Genomic DNA, 18,747 nt, shown 5'->3' on the forward strand with positions numbered 1-18,747 from the left:
ATGCCTCCCGATCGCGACGACTCGCCGACGAGGACGCCTCCCCCGGCCTCGGGACCGGGACCGGAACCGGCGCCGGAGGGTCCGTCCCCGGCCGATCCGTTCGACGACGAGCACGGCCACCCGGCCGACGAGCCCCCGGCCGAGTTCTCCGGCCTGCACCTTGGCCGCCCCGAGCACAAGGCCGCCGGGCCCGAGGCCGTGTATCATGCCATGAAGAAGGTTTCGCGAGAGGCCGGCCTCGTGCGCGGGCTGACCATCCTCACCCGGGTCAACCAGGACGGCGGCTTCGACTGCCCGAGCTGCGCCTGGCCCGACCCCGACCCCGCCGAGCGCACCCGCTTCGAGTTCTGCGAGAACGGCGCGAAGGCCGTCGCCTCCGAGACGACCACCCGTCGCGTCGACCGCTCCTTCTTCGCCCGGCACTCCGTTGCCGAGCTGGCCGCCCACGACGACGCCTGGCTCGACGCCCAGGGCCGCCTGACCGAGCCGATGGCCCTCCTCCCCGGCGCCGACCACTACCAGCCGATCTCCTGGGAAGAGGCCTTCCGCCTGATCGCCGGCGAGTTGAACGCGCTGGCGACTCCGGACGAGGCCGTCTTCTACACCTCCGGCCGCACGAGCAACGAGGCGGCGTTCCTCTATCAACTGTTCGTCCGCCAGTATGGGACGAACAACCTGCCGGACTGCTCGAACCTCTGCCACGAATCCAGCGGCGCCGCCCTGGGGATGACCCTGGGGGTGGGCAAGGGGTCGGTGCGGCTCGACGACTTCAAGCAGGCCGAGCTGATCCTGCTCGTCGGCCAGAACCCGGGGACCAACCACCCGAGGATGCTGACCACGCTGGAAGGGGCCGTCCGTCGCGGCGCGAAGCTCGTCGCCATCAACCCGCTGAAGGAGGCGGGCCTGCTGGCGTTCGCCCACCCGCAGCACGTCCGGGGGATGCTCGGCATCCCCACGGCCCTGGCCGACACGTATCTCCAGGTGAAGATCAACGGCGACCAGGCCCTCTTCCGAGGCCTCGCTCGCGCCCTGTTCGAGGAGGACCGCCGCCGAGGAGGAGGGGTGATCGACCTCGCCTTCATCGAGCAGTACACCGCCGGCTTCGACGCCTTCCGGGACGCCGTCTTCGCCTCCCCCTGGGCCGAGATCGAGCGCCGCGGCGGCATCGACCGCGCCCGGATCGAGGCCCTCGCCCGACGGCTGGCCGACACCGATCGGATCATCGCTTGCTGGGCCATGGGCCTGACGCAGCACCGGAACGCGGTGGCCACCATCCAGGAGATCGTCAACGTCCTGCTGCTCCGGGGAGCGATCGGCAAGCCCGGCGCCGGGGTCTGCCCGGTGCGGGGGCACAGCAACGTGCAGGGGGACCGCACGATGGGCATCTGGGAGCGGATGCCCGACCCCTGGCTCGACCGCCTCGGCGCCGAGTTCGGCTTCGAGCCTCCCCGGCGCCACGGGTTCGACGTCGTGCAGGCGATCCGGGCCATGCACGAGGGGAGAGCCCACGTGTTCTTCGGCCTCGGCGGCAACTTCCTCTCGGCCAGCCCCGACACGCACTACACGGCCGAGGCCCTGCGCCGATGCCGACTGACGGCCCAGGTGTCGACCAAGCTCAACCGCTCCCACCTCGTCACCGGCAAGACGGCCGTGATCCTCCCGTGCCTGGGCCGAAGCGAGCGAGACATCCAGGCCGGGGGAGAGCAGTTCGTCTCGGTCGAGAACTCGATGGGGATCGTCCACCCGTCACACGGTCCCTTCCCGCCGGCCTCGCCGCACCTGCTGAGCGAGCCGGTGATCATCGCCCGGCTGGCCCGAGCCGTGCTCGGCGATCGGACGACGGTGGCCTGGGAATGGCTTGTCGAGGACTACGACCGGATCCGGGAGGCGATCGAGCGGGTCGTCCCCGGGTTCCTCGACTACAACGCCCGGGTCCGCCTCCCCGGCGGCTTTCCGCTCGATCACCCCGTCCGGGACCGGAGGTTCCCCACCCGGGACGGCAAGGCCCACTTCACCGCCTCCCCCCTCGGGGGCGTCGAGCCGGGGCCTGGTCAATTGCTGCTGATGACCATCCGCAGCCACGACCAGTTTAACACGACCGTCTACGGCCGAGACGACCGCTACCGAGGCATCCACAACGAGCGCCGGGTCGTCTTCCTCAACCCCGACGACATGACCGCCCTCGGACTGTCCGAGCGTCAGGCCGTGGACCTGACCGGCACCTCCCCCGACGGCCTCGGCCGCCCCCGAGTGGCCCGCCGGTTTTTGGCGATCCCCTACGACATCCCCCGGGGCTGCGCCGCCGCGTACTTCCCCGAGGCGAACGTGCTGGTGCCCATCGACGAGACGGCCGAGATCAGCAACACCCCGGCCTCGAAGTCGATCACGATTACCGTCTCCCCCTCGGCCGAGTAGGGCGGCGGCGGCGGCGCGATCGTCGGGATCGGGGGAGAGCGCGGGGCGCTGGGGATCGGTCGAGGAGCGATCGAGCGGGACGGCTCCCGAGCGTGACTGCCGAAATGGCAGCCAGATCCAGTCGACGGGGCCGTCGGGAGAGCCGGCCCCCAACCCGGATCGGCCGGGAAAGCGAGGGGAAAGCAGGGACACGGCGAGCCGAAGTGGCCGATCGGGATTCGGCTTGGGGAAGGGCCTTCGGGGGCGGTCGATCGGCTCGGGCCGGTGGGGGAGCGAGGCCCGGGGTGCGGCACGAGACTTGCCGGGACCGCACCGATCGCGGGGCCGGCGACGAGCCGAGGTGCGGTCTCGGGACCGGGCCCGCCTGGGATCTCGGTCCGAGGAGGCTCATCCATCGAGCGCCACCCATGAGGATTGCACAGGTCGCTCCGCTCTACGAGCGGGTGCCGCCCCAGTCGTACGGCGGCACGGAACGCGTGGTTTCGTACCTCACCGAGGAACTGGTCCGCCAGGGACACGACGTCACGCTGTTCGCCAGCGGCGATTCGCTGACCGCCGCCCGGCTTGTCCCCTGCTGCGACCGGGCCCTCCGCCTCGGAGGGCGCTGCGTCGATCCGATCGCCCGGCACGTTTATCAGATCGAGCGCGTGCTGTCGCTGGCCGACGAGTTCGACGTGATCCACTGGCACACCGATTACCTCCACTTCCCGCTCTCCAGGCGGCTGGGAGTCCCCCACGTCACCACGCTGCACGGCCGGCTCGACCTGCCGGACCTGCCCGACCTGTACGCCGAGTTCGACGACATGCCCGTCGTCTCGATCTCCGACGCCCAGCGCTCCCCCCTGCCCCTGGCCCGCTGGGCGGGGACGGTCTACCACGGCCTGCCGGAGTCGCTCTACGAGCTTCGCGAGGCCGATGGCGGCTACCTCGCCTTCCTTGGCCGGATCTCCCCCGAGAAGCGGCCGGATCGCGCCATCGAGATCGCCCGACGCGTCGGCCTGCCGCTGAAGATCGCCGCCAAGGTGGACAAGGCCGACCGCGAGTACTACGAGACGACCATCCGGCCGCTGATGGATCACCCCCTGGTCGAGTTCATCGGCGAGATCGGCGACGCCGACAAGCAGGACTTCCTGGGCAACGCCCTCGCCCTGCTCTTCCCGATCGACTGGCCCGAGCCGTTCGGCATGGTCATGATCGAGGCGATGGCCTGCGGGACGCCGGTGGTCGCCTTCCGGTGCGGGTCGGTGCCGGAGGTGATCGACGATGGCGTGACCGGGTTCATCGTCGACGACCTGGCCGGCGCGTGCCGGGCCGTCGAGCACGCCGGCCGGATCGACCGCCGCCGCGTCCGCTCCGTCTTCGAGCAGCGCTTCAGCGCTCGACGAATGGCCCTCGATTACGTCGCCATCTACGAGCGGCTCGTCTCCGAGGCGTCTGAACTGAGGCTTTCGGTCTCGGAACCGGAGAACCCGTTTTCCCAAGTGAGCAGGCCGGAATCTCTAGTGAATATCGCCTGAACCCTCGATCCGACCCAGTCGCCCCTCGCCCCCGGCGCCTCCCGGATCCCGGGAAGGCTCCCGGGAGCGATTCCGATCTCCGCTTGTCGGGGCGGAGGACGGAACGCGGCTGATGGTTGGGTCAGCATGGCCGGGGAGGCCGCGGTTGTCTCGACTCTGGCCTTCCCGGAAAACGAGTTCTCCGTAATCTGAGAACTCCGGGATCCGCCCCCCTCCCTCTGAAACCCGCCCTCCGCCTCCGAGGACCCATCGCGATGAGGGAACCCTGCTCCCGGCCGGACGGCCCCAGCGACGATGAGGTTGCCACACATGCGGTCGATGGCATCATCCGGTTCAAGAACCGCTACTACATCCAGGCGTCCTCCGCTCTGGCCGACGACCGTAACCGTGTGCTCAAACAGGGCGAAACCTTCGCCGTCTTCGATCAGTACGGCGACATCAAGCCGATCGGCCTGCATGAGGAGGGAATCTATCATGAGGGGACGCGGCACCTCTCCGCGCTGATTTTACGCTTGGGCCGCTGCCGGCCGATGCTGCTTAGCTCGACAATCAAAGAAGACAACGCGGTGCTGGAAGTCGACCTGACCAACCCCGACATCGTCAGCACGGAAGACACGAACAGGAACGGAGACGACCAGGGGGTTGAGGTTACGCGAGGGTCGCTGCACGTCTTCAGGAGAACACTGCTCTGGGAGGGGGTTTGTTATCAGCGGATCTCGGTGCGCAACTACGGGTTGATGACCGTGGAAACCTCGCTCGCCCTGGACTTCTCGGCCGACTTCGTCGACATCTTCGAGGTTCGGGGAACCCGGCGCTCGAGACGGGGAACGCTGCTGGATCCGGTCGTCGAGGGCGGCCTCGCCCGGCTGGGCTACCGGGGCCTCGACGGCGTGACCCGATGGACGACGATCGCCGTCCGGCCGGCGCCGGCCCACATCGACGGCGGGCATCTCGAGCTTCAGGTGAAGCTCTCCCCGGGAGAGGAGACGACCTTCGACCTGACCATCTCCTGCTCCTCCGGCGACCCGTCCCCTCCCCTGCTCCGCTTCGAGGACGCCCTCGGCGAGGCCGACCGGGCGATCGACCGCCTGAGGCGAGACGCGGCCCGCGTCGACTCGTCGAACGAGGCGTTCAATCACTGGATCAATCGCAGCTACGCCGATATCTTCATGATGGTCTCGCCGCTGCCCGGCGGCCCGTACCCGTATGCCGGCGTCCCCTGGTTCAGCACCACCTTCGGCCGAGACGGGATCATCACGGCGCTGGAGTGCCTCTGGCTCTACCCGGAGCTGGCCCGAGGGGTGCTCGCCTTCCTCGCCTCCACTCAGGCCGATGCCGAGATCCCCGAGCAGGACGCCGAACCCGGCAAGATCCTCCACGAAGCCCGAGGAGGGGAGATGGCGGCCCTCGGCGAGATCCCCTTCGGCCGCTACTACGGCAGCATCGACTCGACCCCCCTGTTCGTCTGGCTGGCCGCCGCCTACCTCGAACGCACCGGGGACCTGCCCTTCCTTCAGAGCCTCTGGCCGAACATCGATCGGGCCCTGCGCTGGATCGACGACTTCGGCGACCGCGACGGCGACGGCTTCGTCGAGTATCAGCGGCGGACACCCAACGGCCTGGAGCAGCAGGGCTGGAAGGACTCCCACGACTCGGTCTTCCACGCCGACGGCTCGGCCGCCGAACCTCCGATCGCGCTCTGCGAGGTCCAGGGGTACGTCTACGCCGCCAAGTTCGGCGCCTCGGGGATCGCCCAGCAGCTCGGCCTCTCCGGCCGGGCCGTCGAGCTGGCCGAGCAGGCGAAGGCTCTGCGCGACCGGTTCGAGCGCGCCTTCTGGCTCGACGACCTGGGAACGTATGCCCTGGCGCTCGATGGCCGCAAGCGCCCCTGCCGCGTCCGATCCTCGAACGCCGGGCACTGCCTGGCGACCGGCATCGCGGCCGAGGCCCACGCTCCGATCGTGGCCGAGACGCTCCTCTCCGATCGCAGCTTCTCCGGCTGGGGGATCCGCACCCTGGACGCGGCCGAGGTGCGCTACAACCCGATGTCGTATCACAACGGCTCGATCTGGCCGCACGACAACGCGATGATCGCCCAGGGCTTCGCCCGATACGGCCTGAGGGACGCGGCGCTCCGCGTGCTGACCGGCCTGTTCGACGCGAGCATGTTCGTCGACCTCCAGCGCCTGCCGGAGCTGTTCTGCGGCTTCCCCCGCCGCCCCGGAACCGGGCCGACGCTCTACCCGGTGGCCTGCGCTCCTCAGGCGTGGGCCGCCGCCTCGGTCTTCGCCCTGCTCCAGGCGGCGTTGGGCCTCCGCGTGAAGGGGCATCGCAACCAGGTGCGGTTCCGCTATCCGATCCTGCCCGAGTTTCTCAGCCAGGTCCGCATCCGAGACCTCCGGGTCGGCCAGGGGCGCGTCGACCTGATCCTCCGCCGCCACCACGATCAGGACGTGGGGGTCGACATCGTCCGCAAGGACGGCCCGGTCGAGATCGCGATCGTCAAGTGACCCGGGAAGGGCAAGGCAGGGCGAGCCGAGACAAGGCGAAGCGGGGAGGCCAGCCCTCCGGTACAATGGCCCCGGCCCGGGCCCGCCCCGACGGCCGCCCGATCCTGGAGGGACCGCCATGCCCCGCCCGCACCGCACCGCCCCCGCCGTCCTGCTCGCCGCTCTGCTGATCGCCCCGCCGACGATCGCCGACGAGCCCGTCGTCCTCGCCGACTTCGAGGGGCCCGACTACGGCCCCTGGACCTCCTCTGGAGCGGCCTTCGGCCCCGGCCCGGCGCGGGGGGCCCTGCCGGGGCAGATGTCGGTGTCCGGCTTTCTCGGCGAGGGGCTGGTCAATTCCTTCCATCGCGGAGACGGCACGACCGGCACGCTGTCCTCTCCCGAATTCACGATCGACCGCGACCTGATCTGGTTCCTCATCGGCGGCGGCGGGTTCGAGGGGACGACCTGCATCGAGCTGATCGTCGACGGCCGGGTCGTCCGCTCCGCGACCGGCCCGAACACCGAGCCGGGGGGCTCGGAGCTGCTCCTCCCGAGGCAATGGGATGTCCGCGACCTGCTCGGCAAGGTCGCTCGGATCCGGATCGTCGACGAGGAGACCGGGGGATGGGGACACATCAACGTCGACCACATCGTCCTGTGCGATGAGCCTCCCGAGCTTCCCGACGAGCGCGACGAGCTGCTTGCCCGGGCCCAGAAGGCCGTGGCCGAGGCGGCCGACCGCCTCGGGGCCGATCCCACCCGCCCTGCCTTCCACTTCCGGCCGCCGGCCCAGTGGATGAACGACCCGAACGGGACCATCCACGTCGACGGCTCATACCACCTCTTCTACCAGCACAACCCTTACGGCGACCGCTGGGGCCACATGCACTGGGGACACTCCCGGAGCACCGACCTGGTGCACTGGGAGCACCTGCCGATCGCCCTCTGGCCGTCGCAGAGGGAGGGGGAGGAGCACGTCTTCTCGGGCTGCTCGGCGGTGAACGGCGACGGCGAGCTGATGCTCTTCTACACGAGCGTCGGTCCCGGCCGCCCGAACGAGCAGTGGGCGGCGCTCCCGACCGACGCCTCTCGGCTCCACTGGGAGAAGCATCCCGGCAACCCGCTCCTCACCACCCGGATGCCCGACGGCACCACCTTTGGCAACGGCATGCGCGACCCGTTCATCTTCCGATCCTCGGGCCGCACCTTCATGGTCGTCGGCGCCGACTCGGAGACGGAGGCCGTCATCCCGATCTTCGAGGCCGCCGACCGCTCCCTCTCGAACTGGGAGTACAAGGGCATCCTCTGGCGATCGCCCAAGAGCGAGATGGAGTTCCCCGAGTGCCCGAACTTCTTCCCGCTGGGCGGGAAGTTCGTGCTACTGAACTCCCCGTACCGGCCGGTCGAGTACCGGGTCGGGACGCTGGACCTGGACACCCTGACCTTCTCTCCCGAGACCGAAGGCCGGATCGACCAGAGCGGCCAGTTCTACGCGAGCAACATCGCCACCGCCCCGGACGGCCGCTGCATCCTCTTCGGCTGGGTCCGAGGCTTCCCGGAGGGGAGGGGCTGGAACGGCTGCCTCGCCCTGCCCCGGGAGCTGTCCCTGGGCCCCGACAACCGCCCGAGGCAGGCCCCCGTTCGGGAACTGGAGGCGCTGCGGGGCCGTCGCTCCGCCCTCGACGGCCCGATCCACCTCTCGGCCGGCGAGGAGCGGCCGATCGGCCCGCCGTCCGACCGGCTGGAGCTTCGCGTGCGGCTCGGCGCCCCCGGACCGGGAAGGCTCGGCCTCCGGCTGCTCGGGGAGGACGGGCAGGCGATCGCCGAGATCGTCCGAGAGGGAAGGTCGCTTACCGTCGCCGGGGAGACGGTCCCGATCGGCCATGACGGGCCGATCGACCTGACCGTGTTCGTCGACCGGACGGTGCTGGAGGTCTTCGCCGACGGCGGCAGGTTCGCGGCCACCCGGGTCATCCCCTTCCCGGGGGGCACCCTCCGGCCGTCGGCCTTCGCCGAGGGGGGGGAGGCCGACCTGCTGGCCGCCGAGGCGTGGGAGCTGGCGGCGATCTGGCCGGATGCCGCCGAGTGAGCCGCTCCTGATCGGCTCCTCCGCCGCCCCCTCCCGATCGGCGCGCCCCGGCCGATTCTGGTACGATCGGACGGCGGAGGAAGTCCGAATGCCCGAGCATCGAGCGCACCCGGATGTCGTCGTCGTGGGCGGCGGCGTGATCGGCCTGTCGATCGCCTATCAGCTCGCCCGGGAGGGGAGTCGCGTCTCGGTGCTCGACCGCCGGGAGCTGGGCCGGGAGGCGAGCTGGGCCGGGGCCGGAATCATCGCGCCGGGATCGGAAATCCCCCAGGCCCTGCCGATGGCCCGCCTGCGGACCCGGAGCGCCCAGCTCTATCCGGTGTGGTCGGAGCAACTCCGCGAGGAGACGGGCATCGACAACGGCTACCGCCGATGCGGGTCGGTCGACGTGGCCTTCGACGCCAAGGAGGACCACGACCTGAGGGCCAACGCCGGCCGGTGGCGGGCCGAGGGGATCGCCTTCGAGCGGCTGGAGCCGGGGGACTTCTCCCGGGTCGAGCCGGCCCTGAACCCCGAGCTTCGCGCCGCCTACTTCGTGCCGGATCGGGCCCAGGTGCGCAACCCGAGGCACCTGAAGGCGCTGGCCGTCGCCTGCGACCGCCGGGGCGTCCGCCTGCGGCCCGGCGTACCGTGCCTCGGCTTCGAGGTCTCGGGCGGCCGGGTCCTCGCGGTGAGGACCCCGGAAGGGCCCATTCCCTGCGGCGCGGCGGTCGTCTCGGCCGGCCCGTGGACCGAGACGCTGCTCGGTCCGATCGGCGTCCGGGTGCCGACTCCTCCGGTGAAGGGGCAGATTGTCCTGCTCCGGAGCGACCGGCCCGCGTTGCGTCGGATCGTCGAATGGGGGCACCACTACCTCGTCCCCCGGGACGACGGCCGGGTGCTCGTCGGCGCCACGGAGGAGGACGCCGGCTTCGACACCCGCCCCACGGCCTCGGGGGCCCGGGACCTCCTGGATCTGGCCCTCCGGCTCTGCCCGGTGCTGGCCGAGGCCGCGCTCGAGGCCTCCTGGGCCGGGCTTCGGCCAGGGAGCGTCGACTCCCGTCCGGTGATCGGCCCCGCCCCCGGGATCGAGAACCTGCTGATCGCCACCGGCCACCGCCGCTCCGGCCTGCAACTCTCCCCGGCCACCGCCGAGGTGATCGCCGACCTCCTGCTCGATCGCCGCCCTGCGGTCGACCTGGCCGACTTCCGCCCCGACCGCCCCTCCTCCCCCACCGAGGAAGAGACGTTCCGGTCGTGAGCCCCGAATCCCCCTCGGACCGACCCGGAGGCCGTCGATGCACCACAAGGATGATGACATCATCGACGTCTCCTGTCTGGGATCGGCCGATCGAGCGCAAGTCGCCTTGGTTTCATGCGTTCCGGAGGATCATCACCCGACGGGTGAAGAGCCCTGATGGACTCCCGGTTTCAGCGACGCAAGGCGCAGGTGCTCGCCGATGGTCCGGTCCCGCCGTCCCTCGTCCGCGGGGCCGTCCGCCGGCTGGTGTTCTTCGCCCAGCCGTTCATCGCCGCGCTGCCAGATCCCCCGGGACCGCACCCCCCCGGCAGAATCCGCCTAATCACTGAACGTCTCGCCACCCGACCGCGTTCCCATGCCTCTCCATACTTGCAAATCAATGCCATTTCTCACAAACCGAACGGACCCGTCCATCATCAGACAATGAACGCCACCATGATGCAAACTGCGTGCGGCGATCGAGCACGTGTGGCAATAGTATGGATCGGAAGAATTCCCATGACCCGTGGAACAGTCGGCCGACTTCTCGTTCGGCGGAGCAACGTGGTTGTACCAAGTATAGACAGCACCTCCCATCATCCACGAATTTCCCATTTCTGAAATATGATCTTTTGGATCATGTCGCATTGATCTGCAGACGCTCAATGTGTTGTCGTCAACCGATATGTCAATCAAATCGACAGCCCCGGCGCACCAGTAATCACGACGACGGTCAAAATGTCCCCCGTGTGATTGCTCACTGAGAAGACGCTCACTCATTCCAACTGTCAGCGACACGCCGTCGCGGTAATCCGAAGGGGCCAAGGATCGGGTGGGTTCAAAAGCCCCCGCCTTTGGAGATCGAGCGAATCGAACGGGGTCAGAGAGTCCAACATTGAATCGGAACGAACTCGGACCGTTCACCGAAGACGAGTTGATGTTGTCGGAAGGACAAACGAAGTGCGAGATCATCGTGCCGTATGCGGATCGATTTGCGGGGTGCAAGGCAGAGAATTCCGTACGCCCTTCAGTATTTTCATATCCAGTATTTATCGAGTTATACAAAGACACCAAGTCAAGGAATGGCAACATCTCATAATATCCGGATATTGAGTCATAAGAAGCAAAGGAATTGCCCCGCCGAATCGATCGTGCCGGCATCGGGGCTGGAAACCGATTATACATCGATTGGTGTGAATGAAGCGCAATCCCCAACTGCTTTAATCTAATCGAGCATTCAGCCTTGCTCGCGGCTTCTCTGGCGAACATGACGGCGGGCACAAGGAGAGCCACGAGGATACCGACAACCGAGATTACCACAAGGGCTTCGATAAGCGTGAAGCCAGCCCGCGATCTCGCATTCCGTGCGACCCGTGTCATGGCATCCTCGCGAACCAAGAGGCAACCCCGCTCTCACCGGTGCAGATGAAAGGCGTCACAAGCCAACTCGCATTACATGCGATTTCCATTTTATCTTATCACCAATGTAACAGGAACGTCTATTATGCCGTCAGGACCGTCTCCAATGGCTAAGCGGACCAGGTGCTCTTTGATGCCTGCTGTCGGATCGGCCTGAAGGCTGAAGGTAACGATCCAATCTGCATTGGCCGATTGGCCTAAAGATTCAGCCTCGTATTCCAATGATTGACCATCATATTCGATATTGCGCACGACAATCGAGCTCTCGTCAGCGGCTCGAACCAATAACCGACACTCAAAGAAGGAGCCAGGTCCTATATCCGATCGGAAGATTGCTTTGGGGGTGACATCGACGGGCGGACCGGTTCTCCAACTGATCGGAAGTCTAGCAGTGTATTGTTTATCGGAGCTGACAACCTGCAACTCCGTTGCCTGATGACCATTTTCTGATCCAACCTTCAATTCCAAACAAACCCTTTTCAGAGTACCACTTCTTTCATTACTAGCTCTTATAACGACATCTCTGTCTTGTACAATTTTTAGACCCGGATAATTGCTTTCAATATGAAGTCCGCGCGGATCGATCTGATCAGCCAATTGCAATGTGACGTCCACCTCAATTGTTTCGTCCGACTTGACCCATCCGAAATCGAGGTGATTCGGGACGAAAGTAATTGCACTTTGTTCAATCCATTTGACCAGGACAGTAACTAAAGGATGAGCAGGATCATTCGTCTGTATGACGATTTCCGAAGAATGCGAACCTGACTCATTTCGAGGGTCGATGTGAACCTTGACCACCTCCTCATCGCCCGGGCCAATTTCCATTGAAGGCAGCTGGGGGACAGTACATCCGCATGACGACTTCATGCCAAGGATTTTCAGAATCTCTGATCCACGATTCATGATTCGAAATTCACCCTTCCCCATGTGACCGCTCTGCGTCCCAATTAGCCCTAAATCAATAACGGACGGCTCAATCCGCACGTGTGCTATTGCTGGCGCAGAGCCACCGGAACAGCCGGAACAACCGAGCATTGCAACGATGATCAATTGGGGCAAATTCCGCATTGCATCACCTTGGAATTCGTTGCCGACACCGGAAGATTTGCACCGCAATTAGCGGCACTGCGATTATAGACAGAAGAGTAATCCATAGTGAATACCGAGAGTGCGATACTTCGGTTAATGGATGGTCAGCAATGAGCAACGCATTCCCTGACCAAACATTCTTGAATGCGTTGCGATCGACCGCGTAGCTGCGAGGCGGATCCGCCACGTAGACGCTTTTATCGTCAATATCATATATGCAAACAAAATGATTTCTTTCTGGCAAATGAGCGATACAGGCGAATCGGTCTGTTCGCCTAGACAGATTTCCGAGCGTGGTTTTTAGCGCGATGACATGACCGCCAAACGAGGTCGCGGTTTCTGCGAGTTGTTGCATGGAATATCCCATTGTTCCAGGCTGCCCCAATCTAGCCTCAAGCTCCTCGTATCGTTCTAATGGGATCCCAATGCTCTTCATGCTAATGTATAAACAATAAGCTCCGCACCGCAGATCCACCTCGGGTGCCGAGCGATCGAGGCTTGCTTGATTCTGGTGACCAATGCTCGTCAAGAGCAGAATAAGTACCATCGTGACCTCGTTTACTGAGCGTTGCATAGAGAAGTAAACTTTACAGCTCCAGGCCGGCCCCCTCGAAGAAGGAACGGGCGAGATTCCGTCGCTGCCGAACGCGGCCGAGGGCCAGATGGAGCTCCATATGGAGTTGCTCCAGGTCGAGGCACGTCAGGTTTCGCAACTCGACCTTCTTCAGGTGCTTCCAGAGCCACTCCACCGGGTTCCGGTCCGGCGCGTAGGCCGGCAGCGGCTCCAGATGGATCCTCCCGGCGGCCTCTGCCACGAACGCCTTGAGCTCGGCCCGCCGGTGGATCGGTGAGCCGTCCCAGATCACCAGCAGCCGCTCGCCGACCATGCGGCCCAAGTGGACGAGGAACTCGATGCTGTGCAGCCCGCTGAGCGACGTCGGGCGCACCAACGAGTCCACCTTGCTAGCGGCCGTCAGGCCGCCCATGACCGACAGGTGGTCGCGGGTCTGCCACTCGTCCACGATCGGCGTCCGCCCCTTCGGGGCGTAGGTCTTGACCACCCCCGGCAGAAGGGAGAAGCCCGACTCGTCCACGAAGACCAGGTGCCGCCGCTCCCGCCGGGCCTTCGCCTTTAGCGCGGGCCACGACTCGACGCACCAGCGCGCGATCGCCTCCTCGTCCCGCTGGATGGCGCGGGTGATCGGCACCTGCGGGGTCCATCCCAGCCGCTTCAGCAGGCGCGACACCTGGCTCCGGCTGTACGAGACGCCGAGCTCCTCGGCCAGGACGCCGGCGACCCGCACGCAGGTCCAGACGTCCCCGCGAAAGCCGTAGGCCTCGGCGCCATGCCAGAGGAAGTCGGGGATCAGGCGGAATTGCTCGGGAGTGATCCTGGCGGCGGCGCCCGGGGCGGGGTGGGAGCGGAGGGCATCCGGTCCGCCCCGGCGTGCGATGGCCACCCAGCGGCTGACGGCGCCCTTCGACACGCCGAGGGCGGCCGCGATGTCGCACTGCTTCCACCCCTGACGCGTGAGTTCCAGGGCCCGCATCCGCCGCCACTCCCTCCAGTCATGAGGTCGAGAGCTTGAGGACCGCATGCCCTATCGTAGGGCTGGAGTGGTTTACTTCTCTATGCAACGCTCAGTAACTCGATCTGTCTGTGGCAAATCCGCGGGATTGCATTTCTTCAATCAAAAGCTCCAGTCGATCCAGAACGCTTTCGACGGTGGCATCCCCGACTCTCCAATTTCGTCCCGTCAATTCGTCATTGACCGTAACATCACGAGGAAGGTTCAACGAGGCCAGAGTAAATCTCTCTGCTCTCGGAGAATGGCCGAGATCAATCGAATCTATACGACAATCTTTGTATTTTACTATTTTTGTTTTAGTGTCCTCGCTTTCCATTCGATGCCTGGCCATGTACACCCTGCCTTCCCCATCCCGCTTCCATTCGCATGTTCCCCTTGCGAGATAGTCGGACATCGGCTCGCCGATCTCGTACTCAACCACATTTCCTTCCATAGAGAGCGAGCAAACCATAATGAAATATCCTCTTGTGATGATATCCTCTCTGCGCACTTCAATGAGATCGTCGGTCAGTGGTTTCGCCGATATTGTGAATCTCGAAGGATCCGCGTTGATACTGTTGTTAAGATTCAACACATCGTACCATGTCATACCTATGAGATCGAGGGGACCATACCAGCATCGAGACGGAGTCAACTGGGACACCAGAGGGGCCTCATACTCCGTCATTGGCGATATGACCACACGCTTGCCTTTTGGGTGATACATCGTTATCTTTACTCCATCCACGATCCACTGTTCTTCGACGCCTGTCTTCGAATCGGGTGTCACCACGTGGTCGTGCCCGTCCCAACGCGTGATCGCCGCCCAACTCTTGCGGCCCGACCACTCGATGTTACAAATTGCATAATCATGCAGAGCAATTTCCCCGATTTGCCCCGACGCCAAATGGGCAACGATTTTTCCATTTTGATATTTGCTAATATTCGATCTTTGTGCATTTTTGAGTATTCTAATGTAGTCATCAGACGACATTGCATCATCGGCGATCTGCATAGCCATGCACGACAATAAGATGGCTGCCATACCGATTGTCCTTATCGTCAAGGCCGTTTGTGGGGGGGGGGGGGGGGGGGGTCGTTGCAGGCTCATATCGACGGACCCGATTCGATGCCGACCGGGCCCGCGCAACGAACAGGCCCTGACAATATCCGAGTGCCCGCTTACCTTTCCCAGCTTCTCCAGAGGTTTTTTCCAAGATCGGTTAGGTGCTGCACTTTCCGGAACTTTGTCCCGCGCGATTTCGCGGTTTTCCCAGGGTTTCGGAGGGGGGGGGATATCGTGTTTTTCTGTGGCCCTGCAAGGCCCCCCTGGAAGGGCATTAATGTCAGACAGCCCCGGATTTCCCGGCATTTCCGACGATCAGCCGTAACAAAGTTCCGGAAAGTGCAGTTAGGTGGATAGCGAGCAGCAATGCTTGGCGTTACGCCAGAGAAGTCGCATCCTGCTCTCTACCCTATAGACAGTTATCTCCGCAAGAAAAGTGCCCTTGGACACCTGTTCCAGTATAAACATCTGGCTGGCATGACTGATTAATAATTTTGCATTTTACATATCTAATACAATAATATTTAGTACCACTTGAATCAAGCAACCAATCTGAGCAGTCGCAGGTTGGACAGGCTGGATCCTTTACAGCGCATTTCCAAGCATATGCCGGATAGATTCGAGGGTGTGGCGTCTGGACGCATCTCTGGAGATTTGTGTCGTCTGAACAGACTGGCGTCAAGTCTTGACAATTTGTGTCGACGGTGCAGCATTGTCCGTTCGCCGTCGCCTGCCCGCCGTATATCGACGCCGTCTGACTTGGGCTGAGCACGACGTCATCAGAGCCCATGTCCAAATAGGCGGTTGCGGCCACGAGGGTCGTCACCAGCGTCCAAGTCCCAATGTGCCTGACCACGGCGACCTCCTCTCCAGTTGAAGGCTCTGGAAACCTGGCGATCCTAGAGGGAGCTACCATCCCGCCTAAGAACACGGATTTTTCCAATATCACACTGGACGCACCTCGTCAACAATAATCCCGGGTTCACTCCCGGTTTTTTCTGAGTTCGTTCTGTTTCTGCTGCCTGGGATCGGCCGACCGAGCGCAAGCCGCCTTGGTTTCATGCGTTCCGGAGGATCATCACCCGACGGATGAAGAGCCCTGTCGGACTCCCGGTTTCAGCGACGCAAGGCGCAGGTGCTCGCCGATGGTCCGGTCCCGCCGTCCCTCGTCCGCGGGGCCGTCCGCCGGCTGGTGTTCTTCGCCCAGCCGTTCATCGCCGCGCTGCCCAGCCCCGAGAGCCGCAGACATGCTCACACCGATCTCGCCGGGCTGCTCTCCAATGTCGAGCGCAACTGAGCGGAGAAGGAGATCGCCCCGAGGGGGGCGATCGGAGAGGGTCAGGCGAAGCCGAAGTCGCCGCCGCGTCCCTTGCCATCGCGCTCGAGCAGGATCAGCACTGTCGGCGTCGTCCCTTGCGCGGCGTTGAAGGGCGTCTCTCGGACGGGACGCCAGCCGTCGGCCAGCAGCGAGGGCAGCCCCTCAGCCCGCTCGGTGGCCTGGTCTCGGACGATCCGGCAGAGGCCGCTGTCGTCGAGGATGACGTAGAGCAGTTCGCTCTTGCGGTCCAAGGCGTGGCTCCTCGATCGCTCGGGGGAACGGTCGGGATCCGGGGAGCCGGCGGCGGCCCTCCCCCCGGATCCTCGTCCAGAGGAGGCGGCGATCGCCCCGGGTCAGTCGGCGACCTGGAAGATCGCCTCGATCTCGACGGCGATGTTCCCCGGCAGCGCGTTCGTGCCGACGGCGCTGCGGGCGCCGACGCCGGCGTCGCCGAAGACGTCCTTCATCAGGTCGGAGTAGCCGTTGATCACCTGGGGCTGCTGGGCGAACTCGGCGGTGCAGTTGACCAGGCCGAGGGTCTTGACCAGCCGGGTGACCTTGTCGAGCGAGCCCAGGTGGGCTCGGAGCGTCGCGAGGATCGCGAGGCCGACCTGGCGGGCGGCGGCCTGCCCGGCGGCCAGGTCGAGCTCGGCGCCGAGCTTGCCGGTGAACATCGAGCCATCGGGCTTCAGCGGGCCGTGGCCGGAGACGTAGAGCAGGTCGCCCTGCCGAAGCGCCGTCACGTAGGTGGCGACCGGCTTGGGGGCGGGGGGAAGCTCTAGCTTCAGCTCCTGGATGCGGGCGTCGGCTCCCATCGTCGTCTCGTCCTGGTTGGTGCGAGGTGTCGGTGCTCGGGGGATGCCCGGGTCCGGGAGGGGCCGGTCGGGCGTCGTCCTCGGTTCGGTGGATTCGGCCGTCGAGGCTACCGGCGAGGCCCCCGGGAATCAACCGGAGCGGCCGGCTCGGCGCCGAGTCGACCGCTCCGACCGCTCTGTTCCGCGATCGATCCGCCCGCGCCGGCCGGTCGGGCGAGGACCTCCCGGCTCCTCCGAATCGCCGACGAGGGGGGGACGCCGGACGAGTCGAGCGGCCGGGGGGCCTCCCCCCTTCGGGCCGGGCGTCAGGAGCCCCGGGCGCCTCGGTCGGCCGCGGTCTCGGCGAGGCGGGAACCGGCCTCGGGGAGCTCCTCGGGAGCGGACGATCGCCGGATCGCCCAGCGCGACAAGACCAGCGCCAGCGCGGCGATCCCGGCGCCGAGCCAGTACGGCGCCGACGGGCCGAGGCCCCCGAGCAGCTCGTTCGACGCCTGGTAGTTGACCAGCCTCGCCAGCGTCTGGGCCGACAGCAAGGCGCCGAAGATCGTCCCCTGACGGTCGGGGGGAACGCTGCGAGAAAGCAGCCCCGAGATCGTCGGCGCCGACATCCCCTGGCCGAACCCGACCAGCACAACCGCGAAGGCCAGGCCGACCGACTCCTCCGAGATCGCCAGCGTCGCCAGTCCTCCGGAGAGCATCACCAGGCCGGCGGGGATCATCCTCGCCTCGCCGAAGCGGGGGACGAGGCGGCGGATCAGCCCGCCTTGCATCAGCGCGCTGACGAATCCCAGGGCCGCGAACCAGTAGGCCGCGGTCCCGGCCGACCATCCCATCCGACGCTCCAGGAAGAGGCTGAACGTCCCCTCCAGGCTGGCGAACGACAGCACCAGCAGCGCTCCGAGCAGCACCAGCGGCCCGGCCCGACGGTCGCCGACGGCTCGGGCGACTCCGACCCAGCTCGGCGCCCGTGCGGCGGCCAGAGCCGGAGGCGGGCCGTCGGCTCCTCGCCCGGCCTCCCCCGCGAGGCCAACCGGGCGGGACTCAGGCAGCCAGACGAGGGTCAGCAGCCAGGCGATCGTCGAGAAGCCGGCGGCGACCAGGAAGGGGAGCCGGAGCTGCCAGACCGGGCCGATCGGCAGCGAGACGAGCACCCCTCCCAGCAGCGGGCCGAGCACGAAGCCCACGCCGAAGGCGGCGCCGATCAGGCCGAGCCCCCGGGAACGCTCCTCCGGCTTCGTCACGTCGGCGATGTACGCCTGGGCGACCAGGATATTGCCGCCGGAGATGCCGTCGAGCACCCGGCCCAGCAGCATCAGGAGGAAGGAGTCGCTCAGGCCGATCATCAGGAACGAGGCCGTCGTGCCGACCTGGCTGAGCAGCAGGATCGGGCGTCGGCCGAAGCGGTCGCTCAGGCGGCCGAGCACCGGGCCGGCGACGAGCTGGCAGAGCGGGAAGGCGGCCAGCAGGGCGCCGATCATCCGCTCGTCAAAGCCGTACTGCTCCGCGTAGCGGGGCAACAGCGGCATGACCAGCGAGAAGCCGAGCAGGTCCACCAGGACGATCGAGACAACGACCAGCAAGGGCGACATCGGCGGGGGGCGCTCCGTTGCGAGCGGTGGGAGGGAGCCGGGCCGGGTCAGACCGGGATGGGCCAGGTCGGATCGGGCCGGGCCGCGGGTCGGGGCCCGTCGGGCGATCGGGTCGGCGGGAGGAGCGTCGGTCGAAGCCGGCGGGTTC

General features: G+C 65.8%; 14 protein-coding genes. 6 read left to right on the forward strand and 8 right to left on the reverse strand.

What is annotated here, in order from left to right; translation table 11 throughout:
• The 5 genes from TsocGM_RS10415 (at position 1) to thiO (ending at position 9,753) form a co-directional block, all read left to right on the forward strand.
• A complete protein-coding gene (locus TsocGM_RS10415; protein ID WP_126725261.1) occupies positions 1 to 2,415 on the forward strand; it encodes an FdhF/YdeP family oxidoreductase in 2,415 nt (804 codons plus the stop codon).
• 407 nt (positions 2,416 to 2,822) lie between these two features.
• Positions 2,823 to 3,932 (forward strand): glycosyltransferase family 4 protein, encoded by a 1,110-nt coding sequence (locus TsocGM_RS10420; protein WP_126725263.1) that lies wholly within the window; start codon positions 2,823 to 2,825, stop codon positions 3,930 to 3,932.
• 254 nt (positions 3,933 to 4,186) lie between these two features.
• Positions 4,187 to 6,442, forward strand: coding sequence for an amylo-alpha-1,6-glucosidase (locus TsocGM_RS10425; protein ID WP_126725265.1), 2,256 nt, complete (start codon positions 4,187 to 4,189; stop codon positions 6,440 to 6,442).
• A 118-nt stretch (positions 6,443 to 6,560) separates the two neighbouring features.
• Complete coding sequence (locus TsocGM_RS10430; protein ID WP_126725267.1) at positions 6,561 to 8,513, forward strand: glycoside hydrolase family 32 protein; 1,953 nt, start codon at positions 6,561 to 6,563, stop codon at positions 8,511 to 8,513.
• Positions 8,500 to 9,753 carry a glycine oxidase ThiO gene (gene thiO / locus TsocGM_RS10435; RefSeq protein WP_391732114.1) on the forward strand — a complete coding sequence of 418 codons (1,254 nt, stop codon included), beginning with the start codon at positions 8,500 to 8,502 and terminating at the stop codon, positions 9,751 to 9,753. The genes TsocGM_RS10430 and thiO overlap by 14 nt, the downstream gene beginning before the upstream one ends.
• Positions 9,754 to 10,071: 318 nt before the next feature.
• On the opposite strand, the gene TsocGM_RS27910 is transcribed toward thiO, so the two are convergent.
• The 5 genes from TsocGM_RS27910 to TsocGM_RS10460 all read right to left on the reverse strand — a co-directional run bounded on the left by TsocGM_RS27910 (position 10,072) and on the right by TsocGM_RS10460 (position 14,856).
• Entirely contained in the window at positions 10,072 to 11,112 is a 1,041-nt protein-coding gene (locus TsocGM_RS27910) for a DUF1559 family PulG-like putative transporter (protein ID WP_126725270.1), read from the reverse strand.
• Positions 11,113 to 11,202: 90 nt separating this feature from the next.
• Positions 11,203 to 12,204, reverse strand: a complete 1,002-nt coding sequence (locus tag TsocGM_RS10445) for a DUF1573 domain-containing protein (RefSeq protein ID WP_233578724.1) — start codon at positions 12,202 to 12,204, stop codon at positions 11,203 to 11,205.
• Between the two features lie 22 nt (positions 12,205 to 12,226).
• Positions 12,227 to 12,817 (reverse strand): cysteine peptidase family C39 domain-containing protein, encoded by a 591-nt coding sequence (locus TsocGM_RS27915; protein ID WP_126725274.1) that lies wholly within the window; start codon positions 12,815 to 12,817, stop codon positions 12,227 to 12,229.
• 13 nt (positions 12,818 to 12,830) lie between these two features.
• The gene (locus tag TsocGM_RS10455; protein ID WP_126725275.1) at positions 12,831 to 13,841 is read right to left on the reverse strand and encodes an IS630 family transposase; all 1,011 of its coding nucleotides are present in this window, start codon (positions 13,839 to 13,841) and stop codon (positions 12,831 to 12,833) included.
• Positions 13,842 to 13,884: 43 nt separating this feature from the next.
• On the reverse strand, positions 13,885 to 14,856 hold the full coding sequence (locus TsocGM_RS10460; RefSeq protein WP_126725277.1) for a hypothetical protein: 972 nt from the start codon (positions 14,854 to 14,856) through the stop codon (positions 13,885 to 13,887).
• A gap of 1,156 nt (positions 14,857 to 16,012) precedes the next feature.
• Here TsocGM_RS10460 and TsocGM_RS25975 point away from each other — a divergent pair.
• Positions 16,013 to 16,174: a hypothetical protein gene (locus TsocGM_RS25975; protein ID WP_158633480.1), complete on the forward strand. Its 162-nt coding sequence runs from the start codon at positions 16,013 to 16,015 to the stop codon at positions 16,172 to 16,174.
• Between the two features lie 41 nt (positions 16,175 to 16,215).
• On the opposite strand, the gene TsocGM_RS10465 is transcribed toward TsocGM_RS25975, so the two are convergent.
• The 3 genes from TsocGM_RS10465 to TsocGM_RS10475 form a co-directional block, all read right to left on the reverse strand.
• Positions 16,216 to 16,446 (reverse strand): hypothetical protein, encoded by a 231-nt coding sequence (locus tag TsocGM_RS10465; RefSeq protein WP_126725279.1) that lies wholly within the window; start codon positions 16,444 to 16,446, stop codon positions 16,216 to 16,218.
• 102 nt (positions 16,447 to 16,548) lie between these two features.
• Entirely contained in the window at positions 16,549 to 17,010 is a 462-nt protein-coding gene (locus TsocGM_RS10470; protein WP_126725281.1) for a RidA family protein, read from the reverse strand.
• A gap of 305 nt (positions 17,011 to 17,315) precedes the next feature.
• Positions 17,316 to 18,599, reverse strand: a complete 1,284-nt coding sequence (locus TsocGM_RS10475; protein ID WP_126725283.1) for an MFS transporter — start codon at positions 18,597 to 18,599, stop codon at positions 17,316 to 17,318.
• Positions 18,600 to 18,747 lie beyond the last annotated feature (148 nt).

Source organism: Tautonia sociabilis (assembly GCF_003977685.1).
In the GTDB taxonomy this organism is placed as follows: domain Bacteria; phylum Planctomycetota; class Planctomycetia; order Isosphaerales; family Isosphaeraceae; genus Tautonia; species Tautonia sociabilis.